The following is a 15,681-nucleotide window of genomic DNA, read 5'->3' on the forward strand; positions in this document are numbered from 1 at the left end:
AACGGCCCCGTCTCGCAAGTGAGACGGGGCCGTGGGACGGACGCGAGGAGAATTAGTTGGAGGCGGCGATGCGGGCCTTCTCGAGAGCGGCCAGCGTGCGAAGAACCGTGGCCTTCTGCTTGTTCAGATCGCTCAGTCGTGCGCGAGCCGGCAACCCTTGTGCGAGTTCGGCGACCTTGATCTGCTCGTCGATCGAACCGAGCTGATCGAGAAGCCCTAGGACGCGCGTCTGGAGCGTGTCGATGTCCACGGTGTCGGTCTTGACCGGAGCGGCAACGCGCGTCGCTGTGCCCGTGCTGGCGGGGCGGGAAGCGCGTGCGGGTGACGTGTCGGCGACAACCGTTGCGGCGCGGGGCCGAATTGCCTTGCGAACAGCGGCCGCATCGGGAAGGACGTCCATACGGATCTCGTTCAGGACTCGGCGTGCCTCGCGTGCGTTGACGCGGTACTCGCGCTCTTCGTCGTCGTCGGACTGCAGCGTGCCGCCGAGCGGGCGCAGACCGTACATGCCGAGGAAGCGCTTGGCGTCGTCGATGATGCCTTCATTTTCACGGCATTTTCCGCAGCGGGGTTCGTTGCGGAACATGTCCACGGAGTTGTCGTCTCCGCACCAGACACAAGATCCTGGGCGCCACCGCCGGATCGTCGGAACTGATGAATTCAGGGAATGAGATTCGGGCCGGGATTCCAGGGTTTGCGCGTCGATCACGACGAGCCACACTAGGCGAAGATTGCGGCGCGGTGAACACCGCCCCAACATCGACCTGGGTTTCTCGACGGTAGCGTGATCAAGATCATGCCAATCGTCGCATTCGGCGGTATTCGTGTGTCCCACAGGTGGTTTCATGATGACCGGGTGGTCTGTTTCTGAGAGGTTCACGAAGACGACGACGGGCGCGTACCGGTGACCGTGAAGTCACAGGTACGCGCCCGTAGTGCGGCGCGAGACTAGGCGCTGCCGTTGAACAGCGAAGTCACAGAACCGTTCTCGAAAACTTCCTTGATGGTGCGAGCGAGCAGCGGTGCGATGGACAGCACCGTCAGCGTCGGGAACTTCTTCGACTCGTCGATCGGAAGTGTGTTGGTGACAACAACTTCCTTCGCGCCACACGTCGACAGACGCTCGGCCGCAGGGTCGGAGAGGACGCCGTGGGTTGCAGCGATGACGACGTCACCTGCACCGGCCTCCTTGAGCACCTTGACCGCGCCGGCGATGGTTCCGCCGGTGTCGATCATGTCGTCGATCAGGATGCAGGTGCGACCTTCGACCTCACCGACGACGCGGTTGGACTTGACCTGGTTGGGTACCAACGGGTCGCGCGTCTTGTGAATGAATGCCAGCGGTGCTCCGCCGAGCGAGTCGGCCCACTTCTCGGCGACACGAACGCGGCCCGAGTCGGGGGACACCACCGTGATGTTCTCGAGGTTGTAGCCCGCGCGAATGTGGTTGGCCAACTGGCTGTGTGCGTGCATGTGATCGACGGGGCCGTCGAAAAAGCCCTGGATCTGATCGGTATGCAGGTCGACCGTGATGATGCGATCGGCGCCGGCGGTCTTGAGCAGGTCGGCAATCAGGCGAGCGGAGATCGGCTCGCGTCCGCGATGCTTCTTGTCCTGGCGGGCGTACGGGTAGAACGGAAGAACGGCGGTGATGCGCTTTGCCGATCCACGCTTGAGAGCGTCGATCATGATGAGCTGCTCCATCACCCACGTGTTCAGCGGTGCCGGATGACTCTGCAGGACGAACGCATCGGAGCCGCGAACCGACTCTTCGAATCGAACGAAGATCTCACCGTTCGCGAAGTCGCGCGCGGTCTGCGGGGTGACGCGGATGTCGAGTTCCTTCGCCACCTGCTCCGCCAACTCGGGATGTGCGCGACCCGAGAACAACATCAGGTTCTTCTGGTTGTCGATCCAATTCGCAGTCACTGGTTCATGCCGTCCTTTGTACTTGCCGGTCGATCTGGTGGTGATCTGTGCTGTCTGTTGTGCAGGGCTGTCAGGTTGTTGCAGGGCCGTCAGGTTGTGCAGCTGCTGCAGCGGCATCGGCCGCGGGTGTGCCGGGACGATTCTTCTGGACCCAGCCCTCGATGTTGCGCTGCACCCCACCCGAGACGGCGAGCGCCCCAGGCGGTACGTCGTTCTTCAAGACCGTGCCCGCACCCGTGTATGCGCCGTCTCCCACGACGAGAGGGGCGACGAACATGGTGTCGGAGCCTGTTCGGACATGCGACCCCACCACAGTACGGCTCTTGTTCACCCCGTCGTAATTGACGAAGACGCTCGAAGCTCCGATATTGCTGTGATGGCCGATGGTGGCGTCGCCGACGTAGGTAAGATGCGGAATCTTCGAATGCTCGCCGATATCCGCGTTCTTGGTTTCCACGTAGGCGCCGATCTTGCCGTGTGCCCCGAGGCGGGTACCAGGCCGGAGATAGGCGAAGGGGCCCACAGCCGCGTCCGCGCCGACAACGGAGTCGGTCCCGTGCGAGCGGACGACTACTGCGCGCTCGCCGACTCTCACGTTGTCCAAGGTGGTATCCGGGCCGATCACGGCGTCTTCGCCCACCGAGGTTGTGCCGGTCAACTGAACTCCGGGCAGGAGCGTCACGTCCTGTGCGATGTGCACGTCGCAATCTATCCATGTGCTCGCAGGATCGACGACGGTGACGCCGGCACGCATCCACTTCTCGAGGATCCGACGGTTCATCTCGCGGGCGAGCGTCGAGAGCTGCACGCGATCGTTGGCGCCCGCGACGAGAACCGAATCCGCGATGTGCTGAGCACGAACACGCTTGCCCGCGCGACGGGCGATCATGATCACATCGGTGAGATAGAACTCGTGTTGTGCGTTGTTGGAGTCGAGGGACGCCAGCGCGTCGCGCAGAGTTTCGAAGTCGAAGGCGTAGACCCCTGAATTGACCTCGGTGATCGAGCGCTGCGAATCGGTGGCTTCCTTCTCCTCGACTATGGCGTTCACCTCGCCGTCCGTCGTACGAAGGATTCGCCCGTAGCCGGTGGGGTCGACGGCCGTCGACGTCAACACCGTCACCGCGGCCGCGGGAGCAGCCGTGTGCTGGGCGAGGAGGTCTGCGATGGTCTTTCCGTCGAGCAGAGGCACGTCGGCGGCTGTGACGAGTACGGTCCCGGAGAAGTCGGCCGGCAACCCCTCGAGCCCACAACTGACAGCGTGCCCGGTGCCCTTCTGCTCGTCCTGAACAGCGACGGTGACGGAACGGTCCAGTTCCCCGGCGACTGCGTTCACGGCTTCGGTGACACGCTCACGATCGTGACCGACGACGGTCACCAGGTGCGTGGGATTCAGTGAGGTTGCCGCGTGAAGCGAATGTGCCAGCATGCTGCGTCCGGCGAGAGTGTGGAGGACCTTGGGAGTCTTCGACTTCATTCGTGTACCGGCACCCGCTGCGAGAACGATCACGGCGGTCTGCACTGGTTTGAGCTCCCTCTGTCGATCAAACTGTCGATCAAGACATACATTCCGCTCGGGAAAGCATGTTGTTCACCAGCTCCGCCGCCAGGACTCGAACCTGAACTATCTGAACCAAAATCAGAGGTGCTGCCATTACACCACGGCGGATTGCCACGCATTGCCGAGCCTTGCGGCCGAACGCGCGAAAGAATAATCGCATGCCGACCCGCCGTAGGTCGAACCGCTCCTCCGATCGGGCCCCCGAAGTCCCGATAGGCTGAGCGTCCACAGCAGTGATTTGTGTGTCGGCGAGAGGAAGACAATGGCGACGGTGTCCGGTTCGGGTGGCGGGGATCCAGTTCCCGAACGAGTGACACGGATCCGGATGACCGGTACCCAACGTCGGCAACAGCTGATCGAGATCGGGCGGGCATTGTTCGCCGAACGGGGATACGAAGCGACCTCGATCGAGGAGATCGCCCAGCGCGCGAACGTGTCCAAGCCTGTCGTGTACGAGCACTTCGGCGGCAAGGAGGGGCTGTACGCCGTCGTAGTGGACCGGGAGATGTCGCGACTCCTCGAGATGATCACGTCTTCGCTCTCACAAAATCGCTCGAGAGTTCGAGTCGAGCGGGTTGCGTTGGCTTTGCTCACCTACGTGGAAGAGCACACCGACGGATTTCGGATACTCGTGCGCGATTCGTCCGTTGTCGCGCCCAGTGGGACATATTCGAGCCTCCTCAACGACGCGATCAGTCAGGTGGGCTACCTGTTGGCGGGGGACTTCTCCAGACGCGGTTTCGACCCCGGACTAGCAACGATGTACGCACAGGCGCTTGTCGGCATGGTGTCCACTACGGCTACTTGGTGGCTCGACGAACGGACTCCGTCGAAGGAAGTTGTCGCCGCTCACCTCGTGAATTTGTGTTGGAATGGGCTGACGAATCTGGAAGCCGATCCACAATTGGAGGGTTAACCAGGCGCGCCTGCCGCGCAGAGATGGATCGCGGTCTAAGCTGTGTTCGCTGTATCACGATCGTTTGATGGGCAAATGTCTCATTTGTTTGCAGGGTGGGTTGAATGCCGAACCGTGCCATCCATTTTGACGCTGTGAACGGGTAAGACCAAGAATTCGTTCGATGTGTGGTGATTGGAGGCCGGATCGATGGTGAGGCAAGAGCGGGCAGAAGCCACCCGTGATTCGGTGCTGCGCGGAGCAGCGGGTGTGTTCTTGCGCCTGGGCTATGCCAATGCCAGCTTGAGCGAGATCATCGCCGAGTCGCAGGTGACCAAAGGCGCCCTGTACTTTCATTTCGGGTCCAAGGAAGAACTCGCGCGGGCAGTGATCGACGAGGGTTCGGCACGTTTCGACGCAAAATGTGAGCTCTGGTTGGACCGTCGAACTCCCGCGCTCGAGTCACTGATCGGTATTTCGTCGGTCATCGTCGACATCGGTGCGCATGACGCCATGGTTAGAGCTACGTTCCGCTTGTTGGTCGAGATCGGGGACTATCGGGGCTCCGGGCCGGCGACTCTGGACGTGTGGCTCGACATTTACCGTGAACTTGCCAGCCGTGCGGCCGACGAAGGTGATCTGCGTTCGGACGCGGATTCTGCTGACATTGCTCGTTTCCTGTTGGAAGTTGCGTCGGGAGTTCGGCTGATGGCAGCCGCGACCGGGACCGTTCGTGAGCTTTCGGACTCCATGAAGGCATCGTGGAACCTGATACTTCCGATCGTGGTCCCGGAATCGAAAGTGGAGTACTTCAGGCAATTCGCGGCCCGTCGCCTTGCCAGTGATCACTGAAATCACTGGCTCTCCGCACTGCTCCTTTGGTCAATTTGCTGCAAATGTCCTGGTAGGGACATTGTTCTCTTTGTTCTGCATTCGAAACAAACTAAGAGTATGTTTATAGTGTTGATGGGAATCTGGAAGTCCGATCTTGCCGTCAATCTTCGGATTGCGGTATGTTCTATCGGTAGCTGAAGAATTGCTGAGAATGAAGGTTTGTCAGGGCAGGGTGACGGCGTCGGCGCACCGGGCAGCATAGGGGGCTGCCCGGCGTGTACGACCCCAGATGGGGAGTCAACAGATGGGTGACACTGCGCCGACGCCGATGCTCGACATCGGCCCGCGGATCGGCTGTGACGTAGTGAACGTCGTGGATGTCACTCGAAGTATCGAACTCTTCGGGCGGAGGTATCTCGATCGGACCTTCACCCCGCACGAATTGCAGACCTGCGCCGGGCCGGCGCGGGATCAACGATTGGCTGCACGTTTCGCCGCCAAAGAGGCTGTGGTGAAGGTACTGCGGCCTGGTGACGTTCCCGTTCCGTGGAGTTCCATCGAAATCACTCGGGCCGAGTGGGGTGGCTGTGGGGTGACGCTGTCCGGTAATGCCGCGGAACTCGCGCGGACCCAGGATCTGCACGATTTTCAAGTATCTATCTCGCACGAAGCGGACGTGGCCATCGCAATGGTGATCGCAACACGCTCGGGCGCTCGCATCGAAAAGAAGGACGACATCGCTGATGATTGATCAGGCAATTCGGAAAGTGCTCGTCGAGCACGGTCGGCTGGCAGTCGACGTGAGCACGATCGACGGAGAGGCCGATCTTTACGAGTTGGGTTTGACGTCGCACGCGAGCGTGAATGTCATGTTGGCGCTGGAGGATTCGTTCGACATCGAGTTCCCTGACGAGTTGTTGCGGAAGAGTACTTTCGCAAGCGTCAAGGCGATCGAGGGTGCGTTGACGGAGTTGGGTGCTGCATGAACGCTCCGCAATCGCAGTGCTCCACCGGAACGGCCCTCGAGCGGGCCGCACGGTTGGCCGACGAAGTTGCAGCGGTGTGGGCCGACGAAGTCGATGCAGAAGCAAGGTTTCCGCGTGAAGCTGTCGACGCCATGCGAAGCGAACGGCTGCTGTCCGTAGCTGTGCCGAGGGAACTAGGCGGCGAAGGGCTCTCGCTGCAGGAAGTGTCGCAGATCGCCCGTGTGATCGGAACACGCTGTGCAGCAAGCGGAATGATTTTCGCGATGCATCAGACGCAGATATACTCGTTGGTCAAGCACGGCAACACCGAAGCACTACGCGAGTTTGTCGAAGAAACGGTCGACAAGCAATTGCTGTTGGCATCGGCAACCACTGAGCTGGGAATCGGTGGTGACGTCAGCCGGAGTTACTGCGCGGTGGAAGACTTGGGCGGTCACCTGCTGTTGATCAAGAACGCGCCTGTCATTTCGTACGGTGAACACTCCGACGCGATAGTCGTGACGGCTCGGCGAACACCGGAGAGTCAGCCGAACGATCAGGTTCTCGTGGTGTGTCGTACCCCAGACCTGACGCTCGAACGCACCACCGAGTGGAACACGCTGGGGCTGAGGGGAACTTGCAGTCTCGGTTACATCCTTCGGGCCACCTCGACGCCGGAGATGGTCGCCGGCGTACCGTATTCCGATATCTCCACCCACACGATGCTTCCGGTCTCGCACGTCGTCTGGAGTTCGGTGTGGTTGGGAATTGCCGACGCTGCAGTCGAGAAGGCGCGCAAGTACGTGCGTGCCGCCGCCCGCAAGCAGCCCGGGGTCACTTCCCCCGGAGCGCTGCGGCTCGCCGAAGTTGCCGCTTCGGCACAACAATTCGCCGATCTCGTCGGTGCCTCTGCGCGCAGGTACGACCGCGCAGTCCACGCGGAGGAAGGCGTTGCCGATTTCGAGGCGACGGGAGCGGTGGGATTTTCGCTCGCGATGAACAACCTGAAAGTCACAGCGTCGACAGCGGTGGTGGAAATCGTGGGGCAGACAATGTTGATCTGTGGAATCTCGGGATATCGCGAGGACACCGAATTTTCGCTCGGTCGGCACCTTCGTGACGCGCACGGCGCAGCGGTGATGGTGAACAACGATCGAATCATGGCAGGTTCAGCGCACATGGCTATCGGATACCGGGGAACGCTATGACGAACGAGACTGTGACGACCGAGACTGTGACAGGCGAGACCGATCTGGATCGGGCCCGGGCTGCATTTCAACGTGAACTGCTCGTCGAAGGACTTCTCGTCGAGACGGAGGTGCCGGGACTCTACGGGCGTTCCGGCGTGTTCGAGGACATCGTCGACGGTATCGACCGAGTGGTGATTGCAGCGGGGCCAGGCGACGCCGCGACTCGGCTGCGGTTCCCGCCGGTGTTCCCGCGGAGCAGTTTCGAGCGCACCGACTACATCGCTTCGTTTCCCAACCTCACCGGCGCCATCAACACCTTCGCCGGTTCCAATCGCGATCACGCGCGACTGCTGGCCGATCGCGCCGAGGGACAATCGTGGGACCGCCACCTCGAGCCGACCGAGACCATGCTCGTGTCCGCAGCGTGCCATCCTGCCTATGCGCGGTATACCGGAGTTCTCCCCGAAGGCGGAGTGCTGCTGGACATCTACGGTTTTTGCTTCCGGCACGAACCGGCGATCGATCCGGCTCGCATGCAAGCGTTTCGGATGCACGAGTTCGTGACGATCGGTGACGCCGCGGCAGCGCGAGCGCATCGCGAGCATTGGATCGAGCGGGGGCTCGAGGTGCTCGGCCGGCTCGAACTCGACGCTACCCCGGTGATCGCCAATGATCCTTTCTTCGGGCGCGCCGGAAAGATGCTTGCAGCCAACCAGCGTGAAGAGAATCTCAAGACGGAACTGACGGTTCGGCTCTACGGAGATCTCGACGAGGGCACGGCGATCGTGTCCTCGAACAACCATCTCGACCATTTCGGTGTCAACTTCGACATCCGAACGGCGGAGGGGGAGGTGGCACACAGCTCGTGCGTCGGATTCGGGATGGAGCGAATCGCGTTGTCCTTGTTGCGGACTCATGGTCTTGACGTGGCTGCATGGCCAACCTCCGTTCGTGAACGAATGGGCATCTGATGTCACGGCTGATCGACATTTCACCTGATCGCTACCGGCCCCATTCGTTGCACCAGGACGACCGCGTGTGGGCGCAGACCAACTGCTACACGGATCTGTGGATCGAAGTGTTGCATTCGCTGGGGTTGGACCCCGTCCCGGCATTGGCATGTGCCTTCTCATCGCGGTTCGACGGGACTCAGTGGACGTTCCTCAAGCTCAAGGCCGAGGACATCTACGCGCTGTACGGAATCGAAGTCGCCGAGATGAACGTCTGGCGGGCACCGCTGATCCATGTCGAGGACAACCTCGCGGTTGGGATGCTGTCGACGGTTGAAGTGGACGGATACTGGCTTCCCGACACTCTTGGAACGAGTTATCACGAGGGGCACACCAAGACCACGATCGTGCCCAATCGGATCGATCGCGTTGCCGGCGAGCTCGAGTACTTTCACAACAGCGGGTACTACTTGCTGCGAGGCGACGATTTCTCCGGCGTCTTCGATCTCGATCGTTCCTCACTTCCTTCGTTCGTGCCCTATGTCGAACAGATCAGGTTGAATCCGGTTCACGCGACCAACGCCGGAAACATCGCCGAAGTGGCTCGGCGGAATGTAGCGGTTCGAGCGGTGGGTAATCCCGTGCGAGAGCTGGGACGCAAGGTGATCGAAGACCTCGAATGGGTGCAGGGGGCGGGTATGGATGCGTTTCACCTCTGGTCCTTCGGGCTACTTCGTCAGTGCGGGGCCAGCGCGGAGCTGGCTGCCGACGCCAGCGAGTTCTTGGACACTGCAGGTTTCTCCGGGACAGGCGAAGCTGCGCCAGATTTCCGCAAAGTGGCATCCGGTGCCAAGAGCGTGCAGTTTCAGATGGCGCGTGCATCCAGGGGCCGCGCGGTGGACCCGCGTGAGCAACTCGACGAGATGGCCGTGTCGTGGAAGAGGGCGATGGAAATCGTTGCCGACACAGTCGGCGTCGACTCGCATCGACACTTGAGGTTGGTCTGACAGTGCCTCGTTCGTCAGCAGACCTGCTGGCCGGCGCGATATGGCGATGCGCTGCAACCGAACCCGGATCCATATCCGACCCGGATGCCCTCGAAGGTGTGACCGAGTGGGTCGCAGCGTCCGTGCCTGGAACAGTCGTCGGTGCGTTACGTGCGGAGCAGACGGACGCCGGACGCACGAAGTCCGTTTCGTCGTCGTCTGTTTCAGAATCGTCCGTTTCATCGTCGGACTGGTGGTTCGTGACTACCGTGGCCACGACCGGTGAGGGGTCGTGGCTGCTCCAGTTCGACGGTATGACGGCGTTTGCGGATGTCTGGATCGGCGGTGTCCGTGTCGCGTCCACTGAATCCATGTTCACACCTGGGGAAGTGATCATTCCGGCCGGAGTCGGAGCTGGTAAACGTGTCCAGGTGGCTGTTCATTTTCATTCTCTCTCCGCGATTTTGAGATCGAGGCGTCCCCGAGGGCGTTGGCGCTCGTCGATGGTCCGTGAACAGGGTCTTCGGTGGATCCGAACCACGATGCTCGGTATGGCTCCCGTGTTCAGTGGTGTACCGGTACCGGTGGGTCCGTGGCGGGGTATCCGCTTGTTGGACAAGGGGATTGCCGCCGCAGTCTCTGCTGTCAAGCATGCGAGTATTGACGTCACAACCGGTCGCGTTGCCGTCAGTGCTCGGCTCACCGGATTGCCGGCCTCGCTGGAGTACGTGACCGTGCGCGTCGGCGAACACTCGCGGCAATTGGCTGTATCCGCCGGACCGGATGGATTTCTCGAGGTGTCCGGCGTCGTCGAAGTGCCGGACGCGCAGTTGTGGTGGCCGCACACTCATGGCACCCCGCGCACTTATCGGGTGACGATGGAAGCGCTCGGAGTCTCCGAGCATCTCGGTTCAGTTGGCTTCCGGACGGTGGAGGTCGACAGATCCGATGGTGGATTCCGTTTGTATGTCAACGGCATCCGGGTGTACTGCCGTGGTTCGGTGTGGGTGCCGACCGACCCGATCTCGCTTCAAGGCGACGCCGGCACCACTCGTGTCTTGGAACGCCTGGCAGAGGCGGGCCTGAACATGATTCGAATCCCGGGGACGATGGTCTACGAGAGCGACCACTTCTGGGAGGAATGCGCGCGTCTGGGCATTCTCGTGTGGCAGGACATGATGTTGGCGACGCTCGATCCGCCCGACACCGACGAATTCTTCGAACTCGTTGCCTCCGAGGTCACCGAGTTCTTGCACAGAGTGCGCGGAAATCCCGCTTTGGCAGTCTTCTGCGGCGGCAGCGAGACCGAACAGCAGCCGACCATGCTGGGCTTGGTCGATCAACACATCCCGCTCATTCATTCGAGACTGCCGGAGTTGATCTCGACGGTGGCACCCGAACTCGAGTACGTGACTTCGTCCCCCTCGGCGCCTCGCGGGGGCGAGCAATTGGCAACGCATGTCGGAAGCGGGGTCGCTCACTACTTCGGGGTGGGTGCCTATCGTCGTCCACTGGCCGACGTGCTCAGCGCGCGAGTACGTTTTGCGACCGAATCATTGGCATTTTCGATTCCACCGTCGAATGCGGTGATCGAGAACGAATTCGGTTCACTCGCCGTCGCGGGGCACCACCCGGCATGGAAAGCCGCGGTGCCTCGGGACAACGGATCGTCGTGGGATTTCGAGGATGTTCGGGACCACTACGTCCACGCGCTTTTCGGCGAAGACGCTCGTGAAGTCCGGTGGTCCGACCCGGAACGCTATCTCGACCTGGGGCGAGCAGCTGTATGTGAGGCGTTCGCATCGACGCTCGGATACTGGCGTCGCCCGGACTCTCGGTGCGACGGCGCCTTGACACTCGCACTGCGAGACCTGGAGCCCGGACCGGGATGGGGGGTCCTCGATTGGAGCGGCAGCCCCAAAGCTCCGTGGTTCGTGCTCCGTAGGAGCGCCAAACCGATCGCGCTCCTCGTCACGGACGACGGTATGGACGGATTGAGGCTCGACGCGATCAACGAGACCGCCGAACCTGTCGTCGGCGAGATCAGGTTTCGAGCGCACAGTCGGTCAGGTGTCGTCCCGGTCGACGTCGCGCTACCGGTCAAGGTGGAAGCGCATTCAAGTCTGACCTGGTCCGTGAACAGCCTTGTCGGCCGTTTCACCGACCTCACTCACGTCTTTCGGTTCGGGGCGCGGACATACGACGCCGTCACCGTCACACTCGAAGACGAAGACGGCGAGATGGTGGACGAAGTGGTCCACCTCCTGGGTGGCTCGGCGCGGCCTCGCGAGCGATCGGTCGGACTTGTTGCCACAGCGCGCAACGTCGGTGACGAAGAGTGGGTAGTCGACGTCTCGACGGATGCTTCCGCCCAATACGTTGCCCTCGAACTGCAGGGCTTCGAGCCCGAAGACTCCTGGTTCCACCTCGCGCCGAACGGTCGCAGGACTGTACGCCTACGGAGAACCGGTCAGGCGACGAAGGTGATCGGTCGCGTTCGGGCGCTCAACTCATACGTGAGTGCGGCCGTGGCGCCGCCGATCACTCCGGTCACACAATCCTCGCCGTCCAAGCGGACGTCGAAGAAGACGAGTGCTACGGGAAACTGAACGGATCGGACTGCGCTGCGAGATCGCACACCGATAGAATCGAACCGGCGCACAACTCTGCCTCGGTGGGGATATTGCGCTCGGGCTGTGCGTCCGCAACCCGTCATCACTGTTCAGGAGCGCGTTCGTTGACTTCCTTGTCCTCTGCCCAGACTGCGCTCGCTGGACTCGCCGAGGTCGCCCTCGCAGATGCCGCGTTCACTCCGGTGATCGAATCCATCGGCTCGGCCGCCTTGGACATCGTGGCTCCGAAGCCGGCTCGACCGTTCATCGCCGCTGCACTCGCCGCTCGCACGCCGGTGCTGCTGGTGACGGCCACCGGTCGTGAAGCCGACGATCTCACTTCGGAACTCACCGAGATGCTCGGTGGAGGCGTGGCGCAGTTCCCGTCGTGGGAAACATTGCCGCACGAGCGACTGTCGCCGAGCGCGGATACCGTTGGGCGACGGGTGGAGGTACTGCGCAGACTCGCCAGACCAGACGACGCCTCGTACGGATCGCCACTTCGGGTGATCGTCACCACGGTGCGCTCTCTCGTTCAGCCGATGGCGCCAGGCCTGGGCGAGATAGAACCGATCACGTTGCGCGTCGGCACCGAGATCGATTTCGATTCCGTTCTGGTTCGTCTGGTGGAGATGGCGTACAGCCGCGTCGACATGGTGGGAAAGCGTGGTGAGTTCGCGGTCCGTGGTGGCATTCTCGACCTGTTCTCGCCGACGGCGGATCATCCGGTCCGTATCGAATTCTGGGGTGACGAGGTATCGGAGCTTCGCTACTTCTCAGTTGCCGATCAGCGTTCGCTAGCGGACGTCGACGTCGATTCCGTGATCGCGCCGCCGTGTCGTGAACTGATTTTGACAGCTGATGTTCGTGATCGAGCTGCCGCACTCGCTGCTGAGAACCAGGCTGACGCGTCGTTGGTCGAGATGCTGGACAAGATCTCGGCAGGTATCCCCGTCGAGGGGATGGAAGCTCTGCTCCCGGTTCTCAAACCCGGTGAACTGCAGCTACTTTCCGATGTACTTCCTGAAGGGGCGCACATTCTTCTGTGTGATCCGGAAAAGGTGCGCACCCGCGCCACCGACCTGGTGCGCACCGGCCAGGAATTCTTGGAAGCATCGTGGACGGCGGCGTCGATCGGCGGCGCTGCACCGCTCGACACGTCGATCCTCAACGGCGGAGGAGTCGATCTCGGTGCCTCCGCGTACCGGTCGCTTCGTCATGTTCGCGAATCTGCCGAAGCTGCCGGCCGACCCTGGTGGACAGTCAGCCCGCTGGCGTCGGGAAACGGTGAAGAACTCGAACTCCCGGTGCATGCGGCACCGCAGGTGCGCGGTTCCGACGACCTGTTGGCCGAGCTGTTCGTCAGCCTTCGGGCGCACGTGAGCACGGGCGGTCGCGCGGCGATCGTGGTGGCAGGTGCCGGAACCGCAAGCCGCGTCGTGGAGCGACTCGGTGAAGCCGAAGTGCCCGCCAAGATGCTCGATGCCGGCGCCACCCCCGCCCGTGGACAGGTCGCGGTGCTCCGCGGATCACTGCATGACGGACTGGTACTCGCCGGCGACGACTCGACGCCTGGGATGGTGATCGTCACCGAGTCCGATCTGACCGGCAACCGCGTTGCTGCGGTCGGCGACGGAAAGCGCTTGCCGGCCAAGCGCCGCAATCAGGTTGATCCCCTCGCGCTGTCGGCAGGGGACATGGTCGTGCATGATCAGCACGGTATCGGCCGGTTCGTCGAAATGGTCGAACGCACTATCGGTGGGGCGCGTCGTGAATACCTGGTCATCGAATACGCGCCGAGCAAGCGCGGTCACCCGGGCGATCGTCTGTTCGTCCCGATGGAATCGCTCGATCAACTCTCCCGATACGTCGGTGGGGAGTTGCCGGCGCTGAGCAAGCTCGGTGGATCCGACTGGGCAAACACCAAGCGTAAGGCCCGCAAGGCAGTTCGTGAGATCGCGGGCGAGCTGGTTCAGCTCTACGCAGCGCGTCAGGCTGCTCCCGGGCATGCGTTCGGCCCGGACACACCGTGGCAGAAGGAACTCGAAGACGCATTCGCTTTCACCGAGACGATCGACCAGTTGACCGTCATCAGTGAGGTCAAGGCCGACATGGAGAAGCCGGTTCCGATGGACCGGGTGGTGATCGGTGACGTCGGGTACGGCAAGACGGAGATCGCCGTTCGCGCCGCGTTCAAGGCAGTGCAGGACGGCAAGCAGGTGGCGGTGCTGGTGCCGACGACTCTGCTTGCACAGCAACATCTTCAGACCTTCACTGAACGAATGGCGTCGTTCCCGGTAAAGGTGCGAGGGCTGTCCCGGTTCACCGACGCCAAGGACTCGAAGGAAATCATCGCAGGCATGGCGGAAGGTGAGATCGACATCGTCGTCGGTACTCACAGGTTGCTGCAGACCGGTATTCGCTGGAAGGACCTCGGGCTTGTGATCGTCGACGAGGAACAGCGATTCGGAGTCGAGCACAAGGAACACATCAAGGCGCTACGCACCCACGTCGACGTCCTGACGATGTCGGCTACCCCGATTCCTCGTACTCTCGAGATGAGCATGGCCGGGATCCGCGAAATGTCCACGATCCTCACACCGCCGGAAGAACGTCATCCGATCCTCACGTACGTCGGCGCGTATGCGGACAAGCAGGTTGCCGCGGCCATCCGGCGTGAACTTCTGCGCGACGGCCAGGTCTTCTACGTACACAACCGTGTCAGCTCGATCGACAAGGCAGCCAAGAAGATCCGTGAACTCGTCCCGGAGGCTCGCGTCGTCGTCGCGCACGGTCAGATGAACGAGGACACTCTCGAAAAGACCGTGCAAGGATTCTGGGAACGCGACTTCGACGTGTTGGTCTGTACCACGATCATCGAAACCGGTCTGGACATCTCGAACGCGAACACACTGATCGTCGAACGTGCGGATTCGCTGGGCCTCTCGCAGTTGCATCAGCTTCGCGGACGCGTCGGGCGTAGTCGTGAACGTGGATACGCCTATTTCCTGTACCCGGCCGAAAAGCCTTTGACGGAAACGGCATACGACCGACTGGCAACGATTTCGCAGAATTCGGACCTCGGCGCGGGTATGGCCGTCGCGATGAAGGACCTCGAAATCCGTGGAGCCGGAAACGTTCTGGGCGCAGAGCAGTCCGGCCACGTCGCGGGGGTCGGGTTCGATCTGTACGTCAGGCTGGTCGGTGAGGCGGTCGAAGCCTTCCGGGCTGCAGCCGACGGCAAACCGATCACAATGGACGAGGGCACGAAGGAAGTCCGGATCGACCTACCGGTGGACGCGCACATCCCGCCCGACTACGTCACCAGTGACAGGCTCAGGTTGGAGGGGTACCGCAAGCTCGCTGCGGCAACTGATTCCGACGGCATCGCTGCCGTAGTCGAAGAACTGGTCGATCGCTACGGCCCACTGCCCGAAGAGGTTCGACGGCTGATCTCGGTGGCCAAGCTTCGACTGCTCTGCCGCGAGTATCAACTGGAGGAAGTCGCCGTCACCGGAACTCAGCTCAAGATCTCGCCTATGTCACTGCCCGATTCCAAACAGATCAGGCTCAAGAGGATCTATCCGAGCGCGCAGTACCGGGCAACGACCGGGCTCGTGCAACTCCCGCTGCCTCGCACCGGCGGAGTCGGCTCGGGTCGCCTGCGGGACGTCGAGTTGCTCCAGTACATCGCGGACTTCATCCTGGCGATAGACGGGCGCGCCGCCGGTGCCGTCCTGGTCGAGGCGTGAGCACACG

At 61.9% G+C, this 15,681-nt stretch carries 12 protein-coding genes and 1 tRNA gene; 9 read left to right on the forward strand and 4 right to left on the reverse strand.

Going from position 1 to position 15,681, the window contains the following annotated elements:
• Nucleotides 1-52: 52 nt before the first annotated feature.
• From G4D79_RS13825 to G4D79_RS13840, 4 genes are all read right to left on the reverse strand, one after another.
• Nucleotides 53-709, reverse strand: coding sequence for a hypothetical protein (locus G4D79_RS13825; RefSeq protein ID WP_030536285.1), 657 nt, complete (start codon nucleotides 707-709; stop codon nucleotides 53-55).
• 239 nt (nucleotides 710-948) lie between these two features.
• Nucleotides 949-1,929, reverse strand: coding sequence for a ribose-phosphate diphosphokinase (locus tag G4D79_RS13830; protein ID WP_003946284.1), 981 nt, complete (start codon nucleotides 1,927-1,929; stop codon nucleotides 949-951).
• Between the two features lie 70 nt (nucleotides 1,930-1,999).
• Nucleotides 2,000-3,451, reverse strand: coding sequence for a bifunctional UDP-N-acetylglucosamine diphosphorylase/glucosamine-1-phosphate N-acetyltransferase GlmU (glmU, locus tag G4D79_RS13835; RefSeq protein ID WP_099698000.1), 1,452 nt, complete (start codon nucleotides 3,449-3,451; stop codon nucleotides 2,000-2,002).
• A gap of 76 nt (nucleotides 3,452-3,527) precedes the next feature.
• Nucleotides 3,528-3,598, reverse strand: a tRNA-Gln gene (locus G4D79_RS13840).
• A gap of 154 nt (nucleotides 3,599-3,752) precedes the next feature.
• Here G4D79_RS13840 and G4D79_RS13845 point away from each other — a divergent pair.
• The 9 genes from G4D79_RS13845 (at nucleotide 3,753) to mfd (ending at nucleotide 15,674) form a co-directional block, all read left to right on the forward strand.
• Nucleotides 3,753-4,406: a TetR/AcrR family transcriptional regulator gene (locus G4D79_RS13845; protein ID WP_003946303.1), complete on the forward strand. Its 654-nt coding sequence runs from the start codon at nucleotides 3,753-3,755 to the stop codon at nucleotides 4,404-4,406.
• Nucleotides 4,407-4,595: 189 nt separating this feature from the next.
• A complete protein-coding gene (locus tag G4D79_RS13850; RefSeq protein ID WP_003946317.1) occupies nucleotides 4,596-5,237 on the forward strand; it encodes a ScbR family autoregulator-binding transcription factor in 642 nt (213 codons plus the stop codon).
• Between the two features lie 286 nt (nucleotides 5,238-5,523).
• Nucleotides 5,524-5,970: a holo-ACP synthase gene (locus G4D79_RS13855; RefSeq protein WP_047270297.1), complete on the forward strand. Its 447-nt coding sequence runs from the start codon at nucleotides 5,524-5,526 to the stop codon at nucleotides 5,968-5,970.
• Nucleotides 5,963-6,205 (forward strand): acyl carrier protein, encoded by a 243-nt coding sequence (locus G4D79_RS13860; RefSeq protein ID WP_003946296.1) that lies wholly within the window; start codon nucleotides 5,963-5,965, stop codon nucleotides 6,203-6,205. Before G4D79_RS13855 ends, G4D79_RS13860 begins: the two co-directional genes overlap by 8 nt.
• Entirely contained in the window at nucleotides 6,202-7,392 is a 1,191-nt protein-coding gene (locus G4D79_RS13865) for an acyl-CoA dehydrogenase family protein (protein ID WP_003946288.1), read from the forward strand. The genes G4D79_RS13860 and G4D79_RS13865 overlap by 4 nt, the downstream gene beginning before the upstream one ends.
• A complete protein-coding gene (locus G4D79_RS13870; RefSeq protein ID WP_007728880.1) occupies nucleotides 7,389-8,345 on the forward strand; it encodes an amino acid--[acyl-carrier-protein] ligase in 957 nt (318 codons plus the stop codon). The genes G4D79_RS13865 and G4D79_RS13870 overlap by 4 nt, the downstream gene beginning before the upstream one ends.
• Nucleotides 8,345-9,331 carry a DUF1839 family protein gene (locus G4D79_RS13875; RefSeq protein WP_081558197.1) on the forward strand — a complete coding sequence of 329 codons (987 nt, stop codon included), beginning with the start codon at nucleotides 8,345-8,347 and terminating at the stop codon, nucleotides 9,329-9,331. Before G4D79_RS13870 ends, G4D79_RS13875 begins: the two co-directional genes overlap by 1 nt.
• A 2-nt stretch (nucleotides 9,332-9,333) precedes the next feature.
• Nucleotides 9,334-11,919, forward strand: coding sequence for a glycosyl hydrolase (locus G4D79_RS13880; protein ID WP_099698001.1), 2,586 nt, complete (start codon nucleotides 9,334-9,336; stop codon nucleotides 11,917-11,919).
• A 128-nt stretch (nucleotides 11,920-12,047) separates the two neighbouring features.
• Nucleotides 12,048-15,674: a transcription-repair coupling factor gene (mfd, locus tag G4D79_RS13885; protein ID WP_099698014.1), complete on the forward strand. Its 3,627-nt coding sequence runs from the start codon at nucleotides 12,048-12,050 to the stop codon at nucleotides 15,672-15,674.
• The last annotated feature ends 7 nt before the right edge of the window (nucleotides 15,675-15,681 follow it).

This window comes from Rhodococcus sp. WY5, assembly GCF_018588185.1.
Lineage (GTDB): Bacteria > Actinomycetota > Actinomycetes > Mycobacteriales > Mycobacteriaceae > Rhodococcus_F > Rhodococcus_F qingshengii.

Bases quoted from the DNA above. Each gene is read 5' to 3' on its own strand.
- G4D79_RS13845 (WP_003946303.1), top strand. From the start codon at position 3,753: ATGGCGACGGTGTCCGGTTCGGGTGGCGGGGATCCAGTTCCCGAACGA.
- G4D79_RS13850 (WP_003946317.1), top strand. From the start codon at position 4,596: ATGGTGAGGCAAGAGCGGGCAGAAGCCACCCGTGATTCGGTGCTGCGC.
- G4D79_RS13855 (WP_047270297.1), top strand. From the start codon at position 5,524: ATGGGTGACACTGCGCCGACGCCGATGCTCGACATCGGCCCGCGGATC.
- G4D79_RS13860 (WP_003946296.1), top strand. From the start codon at position 5,963: ATGATTGATCAGGCAATTCGGAAAGTGCTCGTCGAGCACGGTCGGCTG.
- G4D79_RS13865 (WP_003946288.1), top strand. From the start codon at position 6,202: ATGAACGCTCCGCAATCGCAGTGCTCCACCGGAACGGCCCTCGAGCGG.
- G4D79_RS13870 (WP_007728880.1), top strand. From the start codon at position 7,389: ATGACGAACGAGACTGTGACGACCGAGACTGTGACAGGCGAGACCGAT.
- G4D79_RS13875 (WP_081558197.1), top strand. From the start codon at position 8,345: ATGTCACGGCTGATCGACATTTCACCTGATCGCTACCGGCCCCATTCG.